This is a genomic window from Herbaspirillum sp. 1130 (assembly GCF_017833835.1).
Taxonomy (GTDB): domain Bacteria; phylum Pseudomonadota; class Gammaproteobacteria; order Burkholderiales; family Burkholderiaceae_D; genus Herbaspirillum; species Herbaspirillum huttiense.
In genome coordinates, this window is sequence record NZ_JAFICQ010000008.1 from 32,330 (window position 1) to 48,328 (window position 15,999).

At 61.5% G+C, this 15,999-nt stretch carries 10 protein-coding genes and 1 tRNA gene; 6 read left to right on the top strand and 5 right to left on the bottom strand.

Annotated elements, in window-relative coordinates:
* Nucleotides 1–207: 207 nt before the first annotated feature.
* The 6 genes from JOD78_RS27010 (at nucleotide 208) to JOD78_RS27035 (ending at nucleotide 5,543) form a co-directional block, all read left to right on the top strand.
* Nucleotides 208–2,010, top strand: coding sequence for a tetratricopeptide repeat protein (locus JOD78_RS27010; protein WP_121045829.1), 1,803 nt, complete (start codon nucleotides 208–210; stop codon nucleotides 2,008–2,010).
* Nucleotides 2,007–2,630 carry a lipoprotein insertase outer membrane protein LolB gene (lolB, locus tag JOD78_RS27015; RefSeq protein WP_121045828.1) on the top strand — a complete coding sequence of 208 codons (624 nt, stop codon included), beginning with the start codon at nucleotides 2,007–2,009 and terminating at the stop codon, nucleotides 2,628–2,630. Before JOD78_RS27010 ends, lolB begins: the two co-directional genes overlap by 4 nt.
* A gap of 63 nt (nucleotides 2,631–2,693) precedes the next feature.
* Nucleotides 2,694–3,563, top strand: a complete 870-nt coding sequence (ispE, locus tag JOD78_RS27020; protein WP_209569220.1) for a 4-(cytidine 5'-diphospho)-2-C-methyl-D-erythritol kinase — start codon at nucleotides 2,694–2,696, stop codon at nucleotides 3,561–3,563.
* 79 nt (nucleotides 3,564–3,642) lie between these two features.
* Nucleotides 3,643–3,719, top strand: a tRNA-Gln gene (locus JOD78_RS27025).
* A gap of 130 nt (nucleotides 3,720–3,849) precedes the next feature.
* On the top strand, nucleotides 3,850–4,800 hold the full coding sequence (locus tag JOD78_RS27030) for a ribose-phosphate pyrophosphokinase (protein ID WP_008332043.1): 951 nt from the start codon (nucleotides 3,850–3,852) through the stop codon (nucleotides 4,798–4,800).
* A gap of 137 nt (nucleotides 4,801–4,937) precedes the next feature.
* Complete coding sequence (locus JOD78_RS27035; RefSeq protein WP_039784118.1) at nucleotides 4,938–5,543, top strand: 50S ribosomal protein L25/general stress protein Ctc; 606 nt, start codon at nucleotides 4,938–4,940, stop codon at nucleotides 5,541–5,543.
* A gap of 93 nt (nucleotides 5,544–5,636) precedes the next feature.
* Here the strand turns inward: JOD78_RS27035 and JOD78_RS27040 are convergent, their stop codons facing one another.
* The 5 genes from JOD78_RS27040 to JOD78_RS27060 form a co-directional block, all read right to left on the bottom strand.
* On the bottom strand, nucleotides 5,637–7,436 hold the full coding sequence (locus JOD78_RS27040) for a M61 family metallopeptidase (RefSeq protein WP_209569221.1): 1,800 nt from the start codon (nucleotides 7,434–7,436) through the stop codon (nucleotides 5,637–5,639).
* Between the two features lie 231 nt (nucleotides 7,437–7,667).
* Nucleotides 7,668–9,131 carry a glutamate synthase subunit beta gene (locus JOD78_RS27045; protein WP_121045824.1) on the bottom strand — a complete coding sequence of 488 codons (1,464 nt, stop codon included), beginning with the start codon at nucleotides 9,129–9,131 and terminating at the stop codon, nucleotides 7,668–7,670.
* Nucleotides 9,132–9,240: 109 nt separating this feature from the next.
* Nucleotides 9,241–13,917: a glutamate synthase-related protein gene (locus JOD78_RS27050; RefSeq protein ID WP_088756119.1), complete on the bottom strand. Its 4,677-nt coding sequence runs from the start codon at nucleotides 13,915–13,917 to the stop codon at nucleotides 9,241–9,243.
* A gap of 210 nt (nucleotides 13,918–14,127) precedes the next feature.
* Nucleotides 14,128–14,832 (bottom strand): transposase, encoded by a 705-nt coding sequence (locus JOD78_RS27055; RefSeq protein ID WP_209569223.1) that lies wholly within the window; start codon nucleotides 14,830–14,832, stop codon nucleotides 14,128–14,130.
* 182 nt (nucleotides 14,833–15,014) lie between these two features.
* Nucleotides 15,015–15,992: a TerC family protein gene (locus JOD78_RS27060; RefSeq protein WP_121045822.1), complete on the bottom strand. Its 978-nt coding sequence runs from the start codon at nucleotides 15,990–15,992 to the stop codon at nucleotides 15,015–15,017.
* Between the last annotated feature and the right edge of the window lie 7 nt (nucleotides 15,993–15,999).

The following is a 15,999-nucleotide window of genomic DNA, read 5'->3' on the forward strand; positions in this document are numbered from 1 at the left end:
GTGATCCGGGAGGACGAGCAGGAAGCTGCATATGATAATGCACTTGCTGAAATCAAGACCTGAAGCCGCGTGTGCAACCTCGGGACAGAAGCTTGTCAAAGATGGATTACACTGCGTTATCCGTAGCATCGTCAGTCTCAATGCCGTCAGCAACGCCACGGTTGTTGCGCGTAAAATCGAACCTCTCCGAATCGTCAGGATGACATCTTGAAAAAAACCATCGCCCTCCTCACCAGTTCCCTGCTGCTGACTGCCTGCGCGAGCTTCCAGCAGCCCGGCGACAAGGCGAACGCCCAGGCGGCCACTGACCAGAAGACGGCTTCCTCCAAGCCGGCCAACCGCAAGAAAGCCCCCAAGGCCAAGGTCCAGCAGCAGGAAGACGCGCTGCCGGCCATGGAGCTGAGCGAGGACATCCTTTACAAAGTGCTGACAGCCGAGATCGCCTTCCAGCGCGGCCAATGGCAATCGGCCTACGTGACCATGCTGGCGGCGGCCCAGCAGACGCGCGATCCGCGCTTGGCCAAGCGCGCCGCCGAGATGGCCGTGGCCGCGCGCCAGGCCGGCGAAGCGCTGGTGGCGGTGCGCCTGTGGACCGAACTGGCGCCGCATTCGGATGAAGCCCTGCAAAATTATCTGGGCCTGATCATGCTCTCGGACAGCGTCGACGAAATCGAACCGCTGCTCACCCAGCGCCTGGCCGATGCCGCCCCGCAAGCGCGCGGACCGATGCTGCTGCAGATCCAGCGTCTGCTGGCGCGGGCCAAGGACAAGCAGGCCAGCTATACCATCCTGCAAAACATCAGCAAGCCTTATGGCGACCTGATGGAAACCCATCTGGCCCTGGCCCAGGGTGCCTTCGGCATGGGCGATGGCGCCACCGCCCAGCGTGAAGCCGCCGCTGCGATGAAGATCAAGCCCGATTCGGAACTGGCCGTGCTCACCGCCGCCCAGGTCGCCTCCAACAACAAGGATGCGACCAAGCTGGTGACCGATTTCCTGCGCAAGTATCCGGATGCGCGTGAAGTGCGCGTGGCCTATGCCCGCAGCCTGGTCGAGCAGAAGGACTTCAAGCTGGCCCGCACCCAGTTCGAGACCCTGTTGAAGGAAGACGGCGAAGACGCCACCACCCTCTTCGCGCTGGGCGTGCTGTCGGCCCAGACCGACCAGTTGAAGGATGCCGAATACTATCTGCAGCGCTACCTGCAGGTGCTCTCGGCCCAGCCCGAGGAAGACCGCGATCCCAGCCAGGCCCTGCTGCTGCTCTCGCGCATCGCCGAGGAGCGCCGCGACCTGGATTCGGCCCTGCGCTATCTGGACCAGGCAGAACCCGGTACCGAAGGCTATCTGAACATCCAGGTCCGCCGCGCCCAATTGCTGGCCCGCAAGAACGACATCGAAGGCGCGCGCAAGGCGCTGGAAGATGCGCAAGCCGAATCGACCAACGATGGCGAGCAGCTGCAATTGCTGCTGGCCGAATCGAGCCTGCTGCGCGATGCCAACCGCAACCAGGAAGCGGCCGACGTGCTCAAGGGCGGGTTGCAGCGCTTCCCCAACAATACCGACCTGCTCTACGACTATTCGATGGTCCTGGAAAAGCTGGGCAAGTTCGACGAGATGGAAAAGTCGCTGCGCCGCGTGATGCAGCTGGCACCGGGCAACCAGCACGCGTACAACGCGCTGGGCTATTCGCTGGCCGATCGCAACATCCGCCTGCCGGAAGCGCTGGAACTGATCCAGAAGGCGGCCGACCTGGCCCCGGAAGATCCTTTCATTGCCGACAGCCTGGGCTGGGTGCTGTTCCGCATGGGCCGCGCCGAACAGGCCGAAACCCAGATGCGCCGCGCCTATGGCCTGCGCCCCGATGTGGAGATCGGCGTGCACCTGGGCGAAGTCCTGTGGACCAATGGCAAGCAGGACGAAGCCCGCAAGGTCTGGCGCGAAGTGAGCCTCAAGGAACCCAACAATGAAGTCCTGAAAAGCACGCTGTCGCGTCTCAATGTGAAGTTATGAGCAAAACACGCGCTTTCCCGGGGGCTGCTGCCCTCTGCCTGGCCGCTCTGCTCGGCGGTTGCGCCACGGTGTCGCAGGATGCCGTGGCACCGGACGCCACCGCACCGGCTTACCAGTCCAGCATCGAGATCGATGGCCGCATCTCGGTGCAGTACGAGCAGGATGATCGTCCGCAATCGCTGCATGGCAGCTTCTTCTGGAAGCAGACCCCGCAGGAGCTGAACCTGGAGATGTTCTCGCCCTTGGGCCAGACCGTGGCCACCATCAACGTCAAGCCCGGCATCGCCACGCTGGTGCAGTCAGGCCGCGCACCGCAGGTGGCCGCCGATGTGGATGCCCTGGCCGCGCAATCGCTGGGCTGGCCGCTGCCGGTCTCGGGCATGCGCCAGTGGCTGCAGGGCAGCGGCATCGATGCCAGCGGCAAGCCCTTCGTGGCCAAGGCTGGCGAGAACGATGCCAGCTTCACCACCCGCGATGGCTGGCGCGTGACCTATGCCAACTGGGAGAGCGATGCCGCCAGCGGCCAGACGCGCCCCAAACGCATCGACCTCACCCGCAGCACGACGCAGGCCGGCAAGGTGGCGATCCGCATCGCCATCGATGGCTGGAAGAAGCCTTGATGGAATGCCTGATGGCAGAACCTGCACCGCGTTTGATCCACAACTGAAGAATTCGTACTGCGCATGACCACCACCCTCACCGCCTGCCCGGCGCCGGCCAAGCTCAACCTGTTCCTGCACGTGACCGGCCGCCGCCCGGATGGCTATCACCTGCTGCAATCGGCCTTCCAGTTGATTGACCGCTGCGACACGCTCGATTTCAGCCTGCGCGAGGACGGGCAGATCCGCCGTACCAATGAGGTCCCCGGCGTGCCCGAGGAGTCGGACCTGGTGATCCGCGCCGCGCACCTGCTGCGCGAGGCCAGCGGCCGGCCGCAACCGGGTGCCGACATCACCGTGCACAAGGTGCTGCCGATGGGTGGCGGGGTCGGTGGCGGCTCGTCGGACGCGGCAACGACATTATTGGTCTTGAATCATTTATGGAAATGCGGATACAATCGCGCCTCTCTGATGGAGATGGGCCTGAAGCTGGGTGCTGATGTTCCCTTCTTCCTGTTCGGCCGCAATGCATTCGCCGAAGGTGTGGGTGAAGAATTGTCGGCACTGCGTACCGCGGATTGCTGGTATGTGGTGATCGAACCGGGCGTATCTGTTCCAACTTCAATAATTTTTTCATCAAAGTTGTTGACAAGGGATACGAAACCAATCAGAATAACGGACTTTCCTGATGCGACGAAACAAGTTGCTTCCAGCTTCGGGAAAAACGATCTGGAAATGGTGGCAACCGCACATTTCCCCGAAGTGGCAGCAGCAATCGAGTGGCTGGGCAAATTCGGGAGTGCGAGGATGACCGGATCTGGCGCTTGTGTGTTTAGTGCATTCGAACACGAACATCAGGCAGACGAAGTGCTCAAGCAATTGCCTTCGCGCTGGATCGGCTGGAAAGCCAAAGCGATGCAGGAACATCCTCTCGCCCATTTAGTGCAGTCGTAATAGAGAATTAGAGAATTGGTTTGACGAAGACGCAGCGCCTGATGATGAGCGCGCCGGCACGGCAAACAGCAAGTTGCGTAGGGGAATCGCCAAGCTGGTTAAGGCACCGGATTTTGATTCCGGCATTCCAAGGTTCGAATCCTTGTTCCCCTGCCATTTAATTCGGACAGGCCTTGTTTGATCAGGCCCGGGTCCAGTCAGAAAAATAAGCCGTCAATGTGAGACCGAACAAGTCAAGCATTGTCGGCTTTTCGACTTTTTAACGATTGCATTCAGGGATACCCACATGGCACTTGAGAACCTGATGGTTTTTACGGGCAACGCCAACCCCGAACTGGCGCGCGGCGTCGCTGAGAAACTCGGTATCCCGCTGGGCAAGGCCAACGTTTCCAAGTTCTCCGACGGCGAAGTGATGGTCGAGATCAATGAAAACGTTCGCGGCAAGGACGTCTTCGTGCTGCAGTCCACCTGCGCACCGACCAATGACAACCTGATGGAAATCATGATCATGGTCGATGCCCTGAAGCGCGCATCGGCTGGTCGCATCACCGCCGCCATCCCCTATTTCGGTTATGCCCGCCAGGACCGCCGCCCGCGTTCGGCGCGTGTGGCCATCTCGGCCAAGGTCGTGGCCAACATGCTGCAGGAAGCCGGCGTCGAGCGCGTCCTGATCATGGATCTGCACGCAGACCAGATCCAGGGCTTCTTCGATATCCCGGTGGACAACATCTACGCTTCGCCGATCCTGCTGGGCGACCTGGTCAACAAGAACTACGACGACCTGCTGGTCGTGTCGCCCGACGTCGGCGGCGTGGTGCGCGCCCGTGCGCTGGCCAAGCGCCTGAATTGTGACCTGGCCATCATCGACAAGCGCCGTCCGAAGGCCAACGTCTCCGAAGTGATGAACATCATCGGTGAAGTCGAAGGCCGCAACTGCGTCATCATGGATGACATGGTCGATACCGCCGGCACCCTGACCAAAGCAGCTGAAGTGTTGAAGGAACGTGGCGCCAAGAAGGTCGTGGCTTACTGTACGCACCCGGTGCTGTCGGGTCCGGCCATCGATCGCATCGCCAATTCGCCGCTGGATGAACTGGTCGTCACCGACACCATTCCGCTGTCGCCTGCTGCACGCGGCTGCCCGAAGGTACGTCAGCTGACCTGCGCCGACCTGCTGGCCGAGACCTTCAAGCGCATCACGAAGGGTGACTCGGTGATGTCGCTGTTTGCTGAATAAGATTTTGCATTCGCCTCGCTGCGGTTTTTCGCAGCGAGGTTTTTTCGTATTCCCTGGTCGCGGGGAATATTTATCTCACGGGGCAACCGTCGGTGGAATGATTCCACGACGAGCCCCGCCAACATTGGAGTTATCACATGAAAGTCATCGCCTTTCCGCGTAATGAACAGGGCACCGGAGCGAGCCGCCGCCTGCGTCGCGCGGGTCAAACCCCGGGTATCGTCTACGGTGGCACCGCTGCCCCGCTGAACATCGCTGTTGACCACAACGCGCTGTACCACGCCCTGAAGAAGGAAACCTTCCACTCGTCCATCCTGGACCTGGAAATCGACGGCAAGGTCGAGCAAGTGCTGCTGCGTGACTTCCAAGTCCACGCGTTCAAGCAACTGGTCCTGCACGTTGACTTCCAACGCGTGGATGCTTCCCAGAAGCTGCACACCAAGGTGCCCCTGCACTTCGTGAACGCCGAGATCTCGCCGGCCGTCAAGCTGCACGCCGGCATCATCAGCCACGTGGCTGCTGAACTGGACGTGACCTGCCTGCCGAAGAACCTGCCTGAGTTCATCGAAGTCGACCTGGCCAAGCTGGACGTCGGTCAATCGATCCACCTGGCTGACCTGAAGCTGCCCAACGGCGTGACCGCCGTGACCCAGGAAAACCTGACCATCGCCACCGCCACCGTGCCGGCTGGTCAAGTGGCCGCTGAAGGTGAAGCTGCTGGCGGCGCTGAAGAAGCCAAGTAATTCGCTTTTTCCGCTGCAAGAAAAAACCCGCCAATTTGCGTTGGCGGGTTTTTTTTCGTCTGGCGGGATGGCGACGGGCATCGTCGCATCCAATCAGCGGCCCTTCAGGGTCAGCCATGCCTGGCGCTGGCGCAGCACCGCCACCGGCTTGGCCAGCGCCTTGAGCGTGACCTGCGGTGCGGTATCGGACTTGAGCCTGAGGCTGAATTCCATCAGCTCATCACGGCGGAAGGCGTGGATGCGCACGGTGTCGTTGATGCGATAGCGTGCCAGCAGGCCGTCGGGGCCCGAAGCCGGTACGCGCAGGCCATCGATAGCCACCAGTTTGTCGCCCGCCGACAGCCCCGCCAGCATCGCCGGGCCGCCCTCATAGACGGCGGCCAGCTTGGCATCGCCGCCTTCCTTGCCGATGCGTGCTCCGAGCCAGGGCTTGGCATCGGCCGGCACGCTGGACTCATAGGCCACACCGAAGGCCGGCAGCAGATCGTCCAGCGGCACGTCCTCGGTGCCGCGGATGTGGCGATCATGGAAGCGCTTGAGGTCAGCGCCACTCAACTCTTCCATGATGGCCAGGATCTCGTCTTCCGGCACGCCCTGCTGCTTGCCGTCATAGAAGTCGCGGCCATAGCGTGTCCACAGCCCGCGCATCACGTCATCCAGCGAACGGCGGCCACGGGTCTGGGTGCGGATGGTCAGGTCCAGCCCCAGCGCCACCAGCGAGCCCTTGGTGTAGTAGCTGACGATGGCATTGCTGGCGTTTTCATCCTGACGGTAATACTTCACCCAGGCATCGAAGCTGGACTCGGCCACGCTCTGCTTCTTGCGGCCGGTGCCGCGCAGGACGCCCGTGACCGTCTTGCCGACCAGCTTGAGGTAATTGTCCAGATCGATGACCCCGGTACGGACCAGGAACAGGTCATCGTAATAACTGGTAAAGCCCTCGAAGAGCCACAGCAGCGAGGTGTAATTTTCCTGACGCAAATCGTAGGGCGCGAACACCGCCGGCTTGATGCGTTTGACGTTCCAGGTGTGGAAATACTCATGGCTGCACAAGCCCAGGTAAGTGCGGTAGCCATCGGTCTGTTCCGGCTTGCCCTTGACCGGCAGGTCGGCCCGCGAGCAGATCAGCGCAGTCGATGCACGGTGCTCCAGACCACCGTAGCCGTCACCCACGGCCAGCGTCATGAAGACATAGCGATCCATGGGGGCACGCTTGCTGCGCGGCTCGAAGAAGGCGATCTGCGCCTCGCAGATCTTCTTCAAGTCATCGCACAGGCGTGCCAGGTCGAGATTGGGCACGCGGCCCGTGATGACCACATCGTGTGGCACGCCATGCGCCTGGAAAGTGGCCAGGGCAAAGTCGCCGATCTCTACCGGATGATCAATCAGCGCATCGTAGTTCGGTGCAACGTAAGTCCCGAAACCATAGCGCTTGGCCTTGAGTTCGGGCATGGCCGTGGCCACGCGCCAGCGCTTGAAGTCATCCCCTTCCGGACGGACGATGTCCACCACGTGCTCGCCCTCCTCGAAACCATGCGCGGCCAGGAAGACGCTGGTGCCATTGAAGAAGCCATGCGTGCGGTCCAGGTGGGCCGTGCGCACCGACAGGTCCCAGGCATACACCTGATAGTGCAGCGTGAGCGCACCCTTGCAGGGGGCGGCTTGCCAGGTGTGCTTGTCCAGTTTCTTCACTGCCACCTTGCGGCCATTGGATTCGCCACGCAGCTGCACGATGTTCTTGCCGAATTCACGAATCATGTAGCTCCCCGGAATCCAGGCAGGCAGCGAGAAGACCTGGCCGTCAGCGGCCGGGCTATCCACGGTGACGCTGACGTCGTAGAGATGGGAGGCAGGATCGAGGGAAGTGATGCGGTAGCGGATCGGGGTTGCCATTGCGATGTGCGTAGGGATGATGCCGGCAGGCGGCGATGGGCCATTTTACACGCGCGGCCAAAGGGCATGGGGCTTGGGGCGCAGGCATGGCACGAAACACATGACGAAAAAAAACCGGACCGGCTTGCGCCGATCCGGGTCCAGGGTCAAACGAAAAATGCAGAAAACTGCGTACTGCTTGATACTTTTTAAATCATATAAATCATTCAGCGTTCAGTACGAGGCGACCAATCAGCGCGGCAGCAGCGAAGAACCCATCAGGAATTCATCCACCGCACGTGCGCACTGGCGGCCTTCGCGAATCGCCCACACCACCAGCGACTGGCCACGGCGCATGTCACCTGCAGCAAAGACCTTGTCCACCGACGTCTTGTAGCAGCCTTCGCCATCGGTCGTGGCCTTGGCATTGCCGCGTGCATCCTTCTCGACACCGAAGGCATCGAGCACCTGCTGCACCGGCGAGACGAAGCCCATGGCCAGCAGCACCAGGTCAGCCTTGATCTCGAATTCCGAATCGGGCACTTCGACCATCTTGCCGTCCTTGAACTCGACGCGCGCCGCGATCAGCTTCTCGACCTTGCCGCCCTTGCCTTCCAGGCGCTTGGTGGTCACCGCGAAATCACGTGCGCAACCTTCTTCGTGCGAGGAAGAGGTACGCAGCTTGATCGGCCAGTAGGGCCAGACCAGCGGCTTGTTTTCGGATTCCGGCGGTTGCGGCATCAGTTCGAACTGGGTCACCGAAGCCGCACCGTGACGGTTGGAGGTACCGACGCAGTCGGAGCCGGTGTCGCCACCGCCGATGACGACCACGTTCTTGCCGGTGGCCATGATCTGGCTCTTGAGCTTGTCGCCGGCATTGACCTTGTTCTGCAACGGCAGGAAGTCCATGGCGAAATGCACGCCCTTCAGTTCGCGGCCCGGCACCGGCAGGTCACGCGGGGATTCCGCACCACCAGCGATGACGACGGCGTCGAATTCCTTCTTCAGCTCTTCCGGGGTGACGCTTTCCTTGGACCAGTTGTTGACGGTCTCGGGGAATTCCTTGCCGACGAACACGCCGGTACGGAAGCTCACGCCTTCGGCCTTCATCTGTTCGACGCGCAGGTCGATGTGCGACTTTTCCATCTTGAAGTCGGGGATGCCATAACGCAGCAGGCCGCCGACGCGATCATTCTTTTCAAAGACGGTCACGTCGTGACCGGCGCGCGCCAGCTGCTGGGCAGCGGCCAGGCCGGCAGGACCGGAGCCGACCACGGCGACCTTCTTGCCGGTCTTGACCGCAGCAGGTTGCGGCACGACCCAGCCGTTTTCCCAGCCCTTGTCGATGATGAAGTGCTCGATCGACTTGATGCCCACGGCGTCATTGTTGATGCCCAGGGTGCAGGCGGCTTCGCAGGGTGCCGGGCAGATGCGGCCGGTGAACTCGGGGAAGTTGTTGGTCTGGTGCAGGGTGTCCAGGGCTTCCTTGTAGTTGCCGCGATAGACCAGGTCATTCCAGTCGGGAATGATGTTGTTGACCGGGCAGCCGTTGTTGCAGAAGGGGATGCCGCAGTCCATGCAACGTGCGCCCTGGATCTTGGCGTCAGCGTCGCTCAGGTGCAGGACGAATTCCTTGTAATGCTTGGTACGCGCGGCAGGTGCCTCGCTGGCCTCTTTCAGGCGCTGGTACTCCATGAAACCGGTTGCTTTTCCCATTTTCCTCTCACATTCTCGCTAAGGATGCGGCGGGCGGCGCTCTTCACTTTTCGCGCCACGCCCGCCGGCGTGCTTGATTGATTAGTCCGATTGATGCCTGGCTGAAAAATCAGGCAGCGACCTTTTCCTTCTTCGTTTCGGCAGCGGCGGCCAGTTCGGCCAGCGCACGCTTGTACTCGGTCGGGAACACCTTGACGAACTTGGCGCGCGACGCCGCCCAGTTATCCAGCAGGTAGCGCGCACGCGTGCTGCCGGTGTACTTGAAGTGGCGTTCAATCAAGCCGCGCAGGATGGCTTCGTCGGTCTGGCGCTCGCCACCGCGCAGCAGGCTGTGCCAGATGTCGCGGCCCAGGGTCTGCTCCTGCTCGGTGTCGGACAGGACCTTCTCCAGGCTGACCATCGAGGTATTGCACTTGCCGGCGAAATCGCCTTCCGGGTCATACACATAAGCGATACCACCCGACATGCCCGCTGCGAAGTTGCGGCCGGTATTGCCCAGCACCACCACGGTGCCGCCGGTCATGTATTCGCAACCGTGGTCGCCGGTGCCTTCCACCACTGCCGTGGCACCGGAGTTGCGCACGGCGAAACGCTCGCCGGCTACGCCGTTGATGAAGGCTTCACCGCTGATAGCACCGTACAGGACGGTATTGCCGGAGATCATGTTGTCCACCGCACGGCCACGGAACTCGGTGTTGGGACGCACGATGATGCGGCCACCCGACAAGCCCTTGCCGACGTAGTCGTTGCCTTCGCCGACCAGGTCCAGGGTCACGCCCTTGGCCAGGAAGGCACCAGCGGACTGGCCTGCGGTGCCTTGCAGCTGGATGTGGATGGTGTCATCCGGCAGGCCTTCATCGCCGTAACGCTTGGCCACTTCACCCGAGAGCATGGCGCCGACGGTACGGTTGAGGTTCTTGATCGGGGAGATGAAGGAAACCTTCTCGCCCTTCTCCAGCGCGATCTTGGCTTGCGCGATCAGCTTGTGGTCCAGTGCCTTGTCCAGGCCGTGGTCTTGCACGTCGGTGTGGTACACCGGCAGGTTCGACTCGGGCTGGTGGAAGATGCGGCTGAAGTCCAGGCCCTTGGCCTTCCAGTGCGCGATGGCCTTGGAACGGTCCAGCAGGTCAGCGCGGCCGATCAGTTCGTCGAACTTGCGGATGCCCAGCTGGGCCATGATCTGGCGCGCTTCTTCAGCGATGAAGAAGAAGAAGTTGACCACGTGTTCCGGCTTGCCGGAGAACTTGGCGCGCAGCACCGGATCTTGCGTAGCCACGCCCACCGGGCAGGTGTTCAGGTGGCACTTGCGCATCATGATGCAGCCTTCGACCACCAGCGGTGCGGTGGCGAAACCGAATTCGTCCGCGCCCAGCATGGCACCGATGACCACGTCACGGCCAGTCTTCATCTGGCCGTCAGCCTGCACGCGGATGCGGTTGCGCAGGCCGTTCAGGACCAGGGTCTGCTGGGTTTCCGCCAGGCCCAGTTCCCACGGCGAACCGGCATGCTTGATCGAGGACAGCGGCGAAGCACCGGTACCGCCATCGTGACCGGCGATGACCACGTGATCCGACTTGGCCTTGGCCACGCCGGCAGCCACGGTACCGACACCCACTTCGGAGACCAGCTTGACCGAGATGGAAGCGCGCGGGTTGACGTTCTTCAGGTCGTGGATCAGCTGGGCCAGATCCTCGATGGAGTAGATGTCATGGTGCGGCGGCGGCGAGATCAGGCCCACGCCCGGCACCGACACGCGCAGCTTGGCGATGTATTCCGAGACCTTGTGGCCGGGCAGCTGGCCGCCTTCGCCAGGCTTGGCACCCTGGGCCATCTTGATCTGGATCTGGTCGGCCGAGATCAGGTATTCGGCGGAGACGCCGAAACGGCCCGATGCCACCTGCTTGATGCGCGAGCGCAGCGAGTCGCCTTCCAGCAGGGGAATGTCGACTTCGATGTGTTCGCGGCCGATTTCGGACGCCAGGGTCGCACCTTGCTTGATGGGGATGCCCTTCAACTCGTTGCGATAACGGTTGACGTCCTCGCCACCTTCACCGGTGTTGGACTTGCCGCCGATGCGGTTCATCGCGATGGCCAGCGTGGCGTGGGCTTCGGTCGAGATCGAGCCCAGCGACATGGCACCGGTGGCGAAGCGCTTGACGATTTCCTTGGCCGGTTCCACTTCATCGATCGAGATCGCCTTGGACGGGTCGATCTTGAACTCGAACAGGCCGCGCAGCGTCATGTGGCGCTTGGACTGGTCGTTGATGATCTGGGCGTATTCCTTGTAGGTGTTGTAGCTGTTCGAACGGGTCGAGTGCTGCAGCTTGGCGATCGCGTCCGGGGTCCACATGTGCTCTTCGCCACGGATGCGGAAGGCGTATTCGCCACCGGCGTCCAGGGCGTTGGCCAGCACCGGGTCGGCGCTGAAGGCGGCGGTGTGCAGGCGCAGCGCTTCTTCGGCCACTTCGAACACGCCGATGCCTTCGACGTTGGACGCGGTGCCCTTGAAGTACTTGTCCACCAGTGCCTTCGACAGGCCGATGGCTTCGAAGATCTGCGCGCCGCAGTAGGACATGTAGGTCGAGATGCCCATCTTGGACATGACCTTCAGCAGGCCCTTGCCGACCGCCTTCTGGAAGTTGTAGATGGCCTTCTCAGGCGACAGGTCGCCCGGCAGACCCTTGGCCAGATCGGCCAGCGTGTCCATGGCCAGGTACGGGTGGATCGCTTCGGCGCCATAGCCTGCCAGCAGGGCGAAGTGGTGCGTTTCGCGGGCCGAACCGGTTTCCACCACCAGGCCGGTGGAGGTGCGCAGGCCCTTGCTGACCAGGTGCTGGTGGATGGCCGAGGTGGCCAGCAGTGCCGGGATCGGCAGCTGGTCGGCATCGACCTTGCGGTCCGAAATGATCAGGATGTTGTGGCCCGACTTGACCGCATCGACCGCCTTGGCGCACAGCGAAGCCAGGCGCGCTTCGATGCCTTCCTTGCCCCAGGCGACGGGGTAGCAGATGTTCAGTTCGTAGGACTTGAACTTGCCGCCGCTGTGCGCGCTGATGTTGCGCAGCTTGGCGATGTCGTCATAGTCCAGCACCGGCTGCGACACTTCCAGGCGCATCGGCGGGTTGATGTTGTTGGTGTCCAGCAGGTTGGGCTTGGGGCCGATGAAGGACACCAGCGACATGACCAGCGCTTCGCGGATCGGGTCGATCGGCGGGTTGGTCACCTGCGCGAACAACTGACGGAAGTAGTTGTACAGCGGCTTGTTCTTGTTGGACATGACCGCCAGCGGCGAGTCATTGCCCATGGAGCCGATGGCTTCCTCGCCACCGCTGGCCATGGGGGCCATCAGGAACTTGACGTCTTCCTGGGTGTAGCCGAAGACCTGCTGCAGGTCCAAGAGCTTCAGGGACGAGGACGGCTGGCGCGGCTCTTCCTTCAACTCGTCCAGCTTGACGCGTACCGAGTTGATCCACTGCTTGTAGGGCTTGGCGTTGGCGTAGGTGTCCTTCAGTTCCTTGTCGTCGATGATGCGGCCGGCATCCAGGTCGATCAGGAACATCTTGCCCGGCTGCAGGCGCCACTTCTGGATGATCTTGGACTCGGGAATGGGCAGCACGCCGGATTCGGAAGCCATCACCACCAGGTCGTCATCGGTGACGATGTAGCGCGCCGGACGCAGGCCGTTGCGGTCCAGCGTGCCGCCGATGTGGCGGCCGTCGGTGAAGGCCAGCGCAGCGGGGCCGTCCCACGGTTCCATCATGGCGGCGTGGTATTCGTAGAAGGCGCGGCGGTTGTCGTCCATCGAGGTGTGGTTTTCCCAGGCTTCGGGGACCATCATCATCATCGCCTGCGGCAGCGGATAGCCGGCCATGACCAGCAGTTCCAGCGCGTTGTCGAAGCTGGCGGTATCGGACTGGCCTTCATAGATCAGCGGGAACAGCTTCTTGAGGTCCGAACCCAGCACGGCCGACTGCATCACGCCTTCGCGGGCGCGCATCCAGTTGAAGTTGCCCTTGACGGTGTTGATTTCACCGTTGTGGGCGATCAGGCGGTACGGGTGGGCCAGCGGCCATTCCGGGAAAGTGTTGGTGGAGAAGCGCTGGTGCACCAGGGCCAGCGCGGAGACACAGCGCTCGTCCTGCAGGTCCTTGTAGTACACGCCGACCTGGTCGGCCAGCAGCAGGCCCTTGTAGACTACGGTGCGGGCCGACATCGAGGGCACGAAGAATTCCTTGCCGTGCAGCAGGTTCAGGGCCTGGATGGCGTGGCCGGAGGACTTGCGGATCACGTACAACTTGCGTTCCAGCGCGTCGGTGACCATCACGTCGGGGCCGCGGCCGATGAAGATCTGGCGGATCACCGGCTCTTTTTCGCGTACGGTCGGCGACATCGGCATGTCGCGGTCCACCGGCACATCGCGCCAGCCCAGCACGATCTGGCCTTCGGCCAGCACCGCGCGTTCGATTTCCTGTTCACAGGCAATGCGGGAAGCGTTTTCCTTGGGCAGGAAGATCATGCCCACGCCATATTCACCGGGCGGCGGCAGGTCCACGCCCTGCTTGGCCATCTCTTCACGGTAATACTGGTCGGGGATCTGGATCAGGATACCGGCACCGTCACCCATCAACGGGTCGGCACCGACAGCACCCCGGTGATCCAGGTTCTTCAGGATGAGCAAACCCTGGTCAACGATGGAATGGGTTTTCTTGCCCTTGATGTGGGCGATGAAACCGACGCCACAGGCGTCATGTTCATTTGCTGGGTCGTAAAGGCCTTGCGCGTGCATAACGGTACTCCACCACATTGACAGTAAGGATTTGAAGAATAGTGCACTGCACCCAATAGTTCAATGAAAATAATTAGGGTCTGAGTGCAATTAAAATCCCCAAGATTTTCTGGATTTTTCTAATGGGGACAGAGTGAAGCAATGCAGATTCAAGTCCCTGATTAAAAAGACTTATTTTTGAAAGCTTACGATTCTTGCCGGACGGATACTTCATCCGCCTCGCCCGCAATGCGAACGATGGGGACGGCCACGCTTGGCCGGACTGACGCGCCGGTGGGTCTGGCGCTCCAGCCCCTGCTTGAAATCTTCCGAACCCAGCGCCCAACCCTTGAGCGTGGCATCGGTGATGCGCTCCACTTCGGCGCGCGCCAGTCCTTCTTCGGTGAGCTGGCGATAAGCGATCTCACGATCGAAGGGAGTGTTGCCAATCGACCAATATTGAGGATGGTCGGTGATCAGCCCATCCTGCTTGGCCCCGATGTGATGCATGTAGCTGGACCACGGATAATCCCCCGGGCTGGCCGCCAGGCCATTGCGCACCGGGTTGAGCTCGATGTAGCGGCAGATGGCCAGCAGGTAGAGCTCGGGGTCGATGACGGTGGCGCGGTAACGCCCCTGCCACAGCGTGCCGCTGCGTCCATGCTTCTGGTTGAAATACGGGACGTAGTGACGTCCGATCCATTGCATCATCCGTGCCAGGCCTTGATCGTCGGCCGGAGTAGCCAGCAGGTGCAGGTGATCCGGCATGAGCACATAGGCATGGACGGCCACCTTGAATTGTCTTGCAGCCTCCTTGAGCCAGCCGAGGAAGGCCAGATGGTCATCAGCATCACGGAAGATGGACAGGCCGTCATGGCCACGCTGGATGATGTGGTGCGGCTGGTGCGGAACGACGAGTCGGGGAAGGCGGGCCATGGCAGACGCTGCAAACCGGTTGAGTGGAGCAGACATTCTAATGCACTCCGTCCCCAATAAACGCGCGATGCCGAATTTGCATCGTTTTATCCACTTCGTTCACTCGCGCATAAAAAAACCGGCCAGATCGCTCCAGCCGGTCAAGCCCCACGTTGAATTGTTCACATCTCCATCAAAGCCGCTTATACCGCCGTGGTTTCCTTGTCCTTGCCCTTGGTCAGGACCAGGCTGGCGATGATGGAGATCACCAGGATGGCACCGACGATGGACAGCGAGACCAGCACCGGCACGTGGAACCAGTAGGACGCCAGCATCTTGCCGCCCACGAACAGCAGCACCAGGGCCAGGCCATACTTGAGCAGGTGGAAGCGCTCTGCCGAATCAGCCAGCAGGAAGTACAGCGCACGCAGACCCATGATGGCGAACATGTTCGAGGTGAAGACGATGAACGGATCCTTGGTGATGGCGAAGATCGCCGGGATGCTGTCCACCGCGAAAATCACGTCGGAAATCTCGATCAGCAGCAGCACCAGCATCAGCGGGGTGAAATAGCGCACGCCATTGATGCGGGTGGTGAAGTTTTCACCGTCATAGTTGTCACTGATCTTCATATGGCCGCGCAGCCAGCGCAGCAGCGGGTTGTCACCCAGATCAGCTTCCTTGTCGGCAAAGATCAGCATCTTGATGCCAGTAAACACCAGGAAGGCACCGAACACGTACAGGATCCAGCTGAACTGCGCGATCATCCAGGCACCCAGCAAAATCATCACGGCCCGCATGACGATGGCACCGATGACGCCGTACAGCAGCACGCGGCGCTGCATTTCAGCCGGCACCGCGAAGTAGCTGAAGATCATCAGGAACACGAAGATGTTGTCGACCGACAGCGCCTTCTCGATCAGGTAACCGGAGAGGAACTCGGCGCCCTTCTGGTTGGCGAACTCGCGGCCGACGTTGGCATCGAGGTACCACCACATCAGGCCGGCGAACAGGAAGGCCAGCGACACCCATACCACCGACCAGCTCAACGCCTCCCTGGGCGACACCCGGTGGGCGTTGCGGCCACCCAGGGCAAACATGTCCACGGCCAGCATCCCCAGCACGAAGACGATGAAACCTATCCACATGGGCAGGCTTGCGAAACTCTCTACACCGTTCACGTCATAC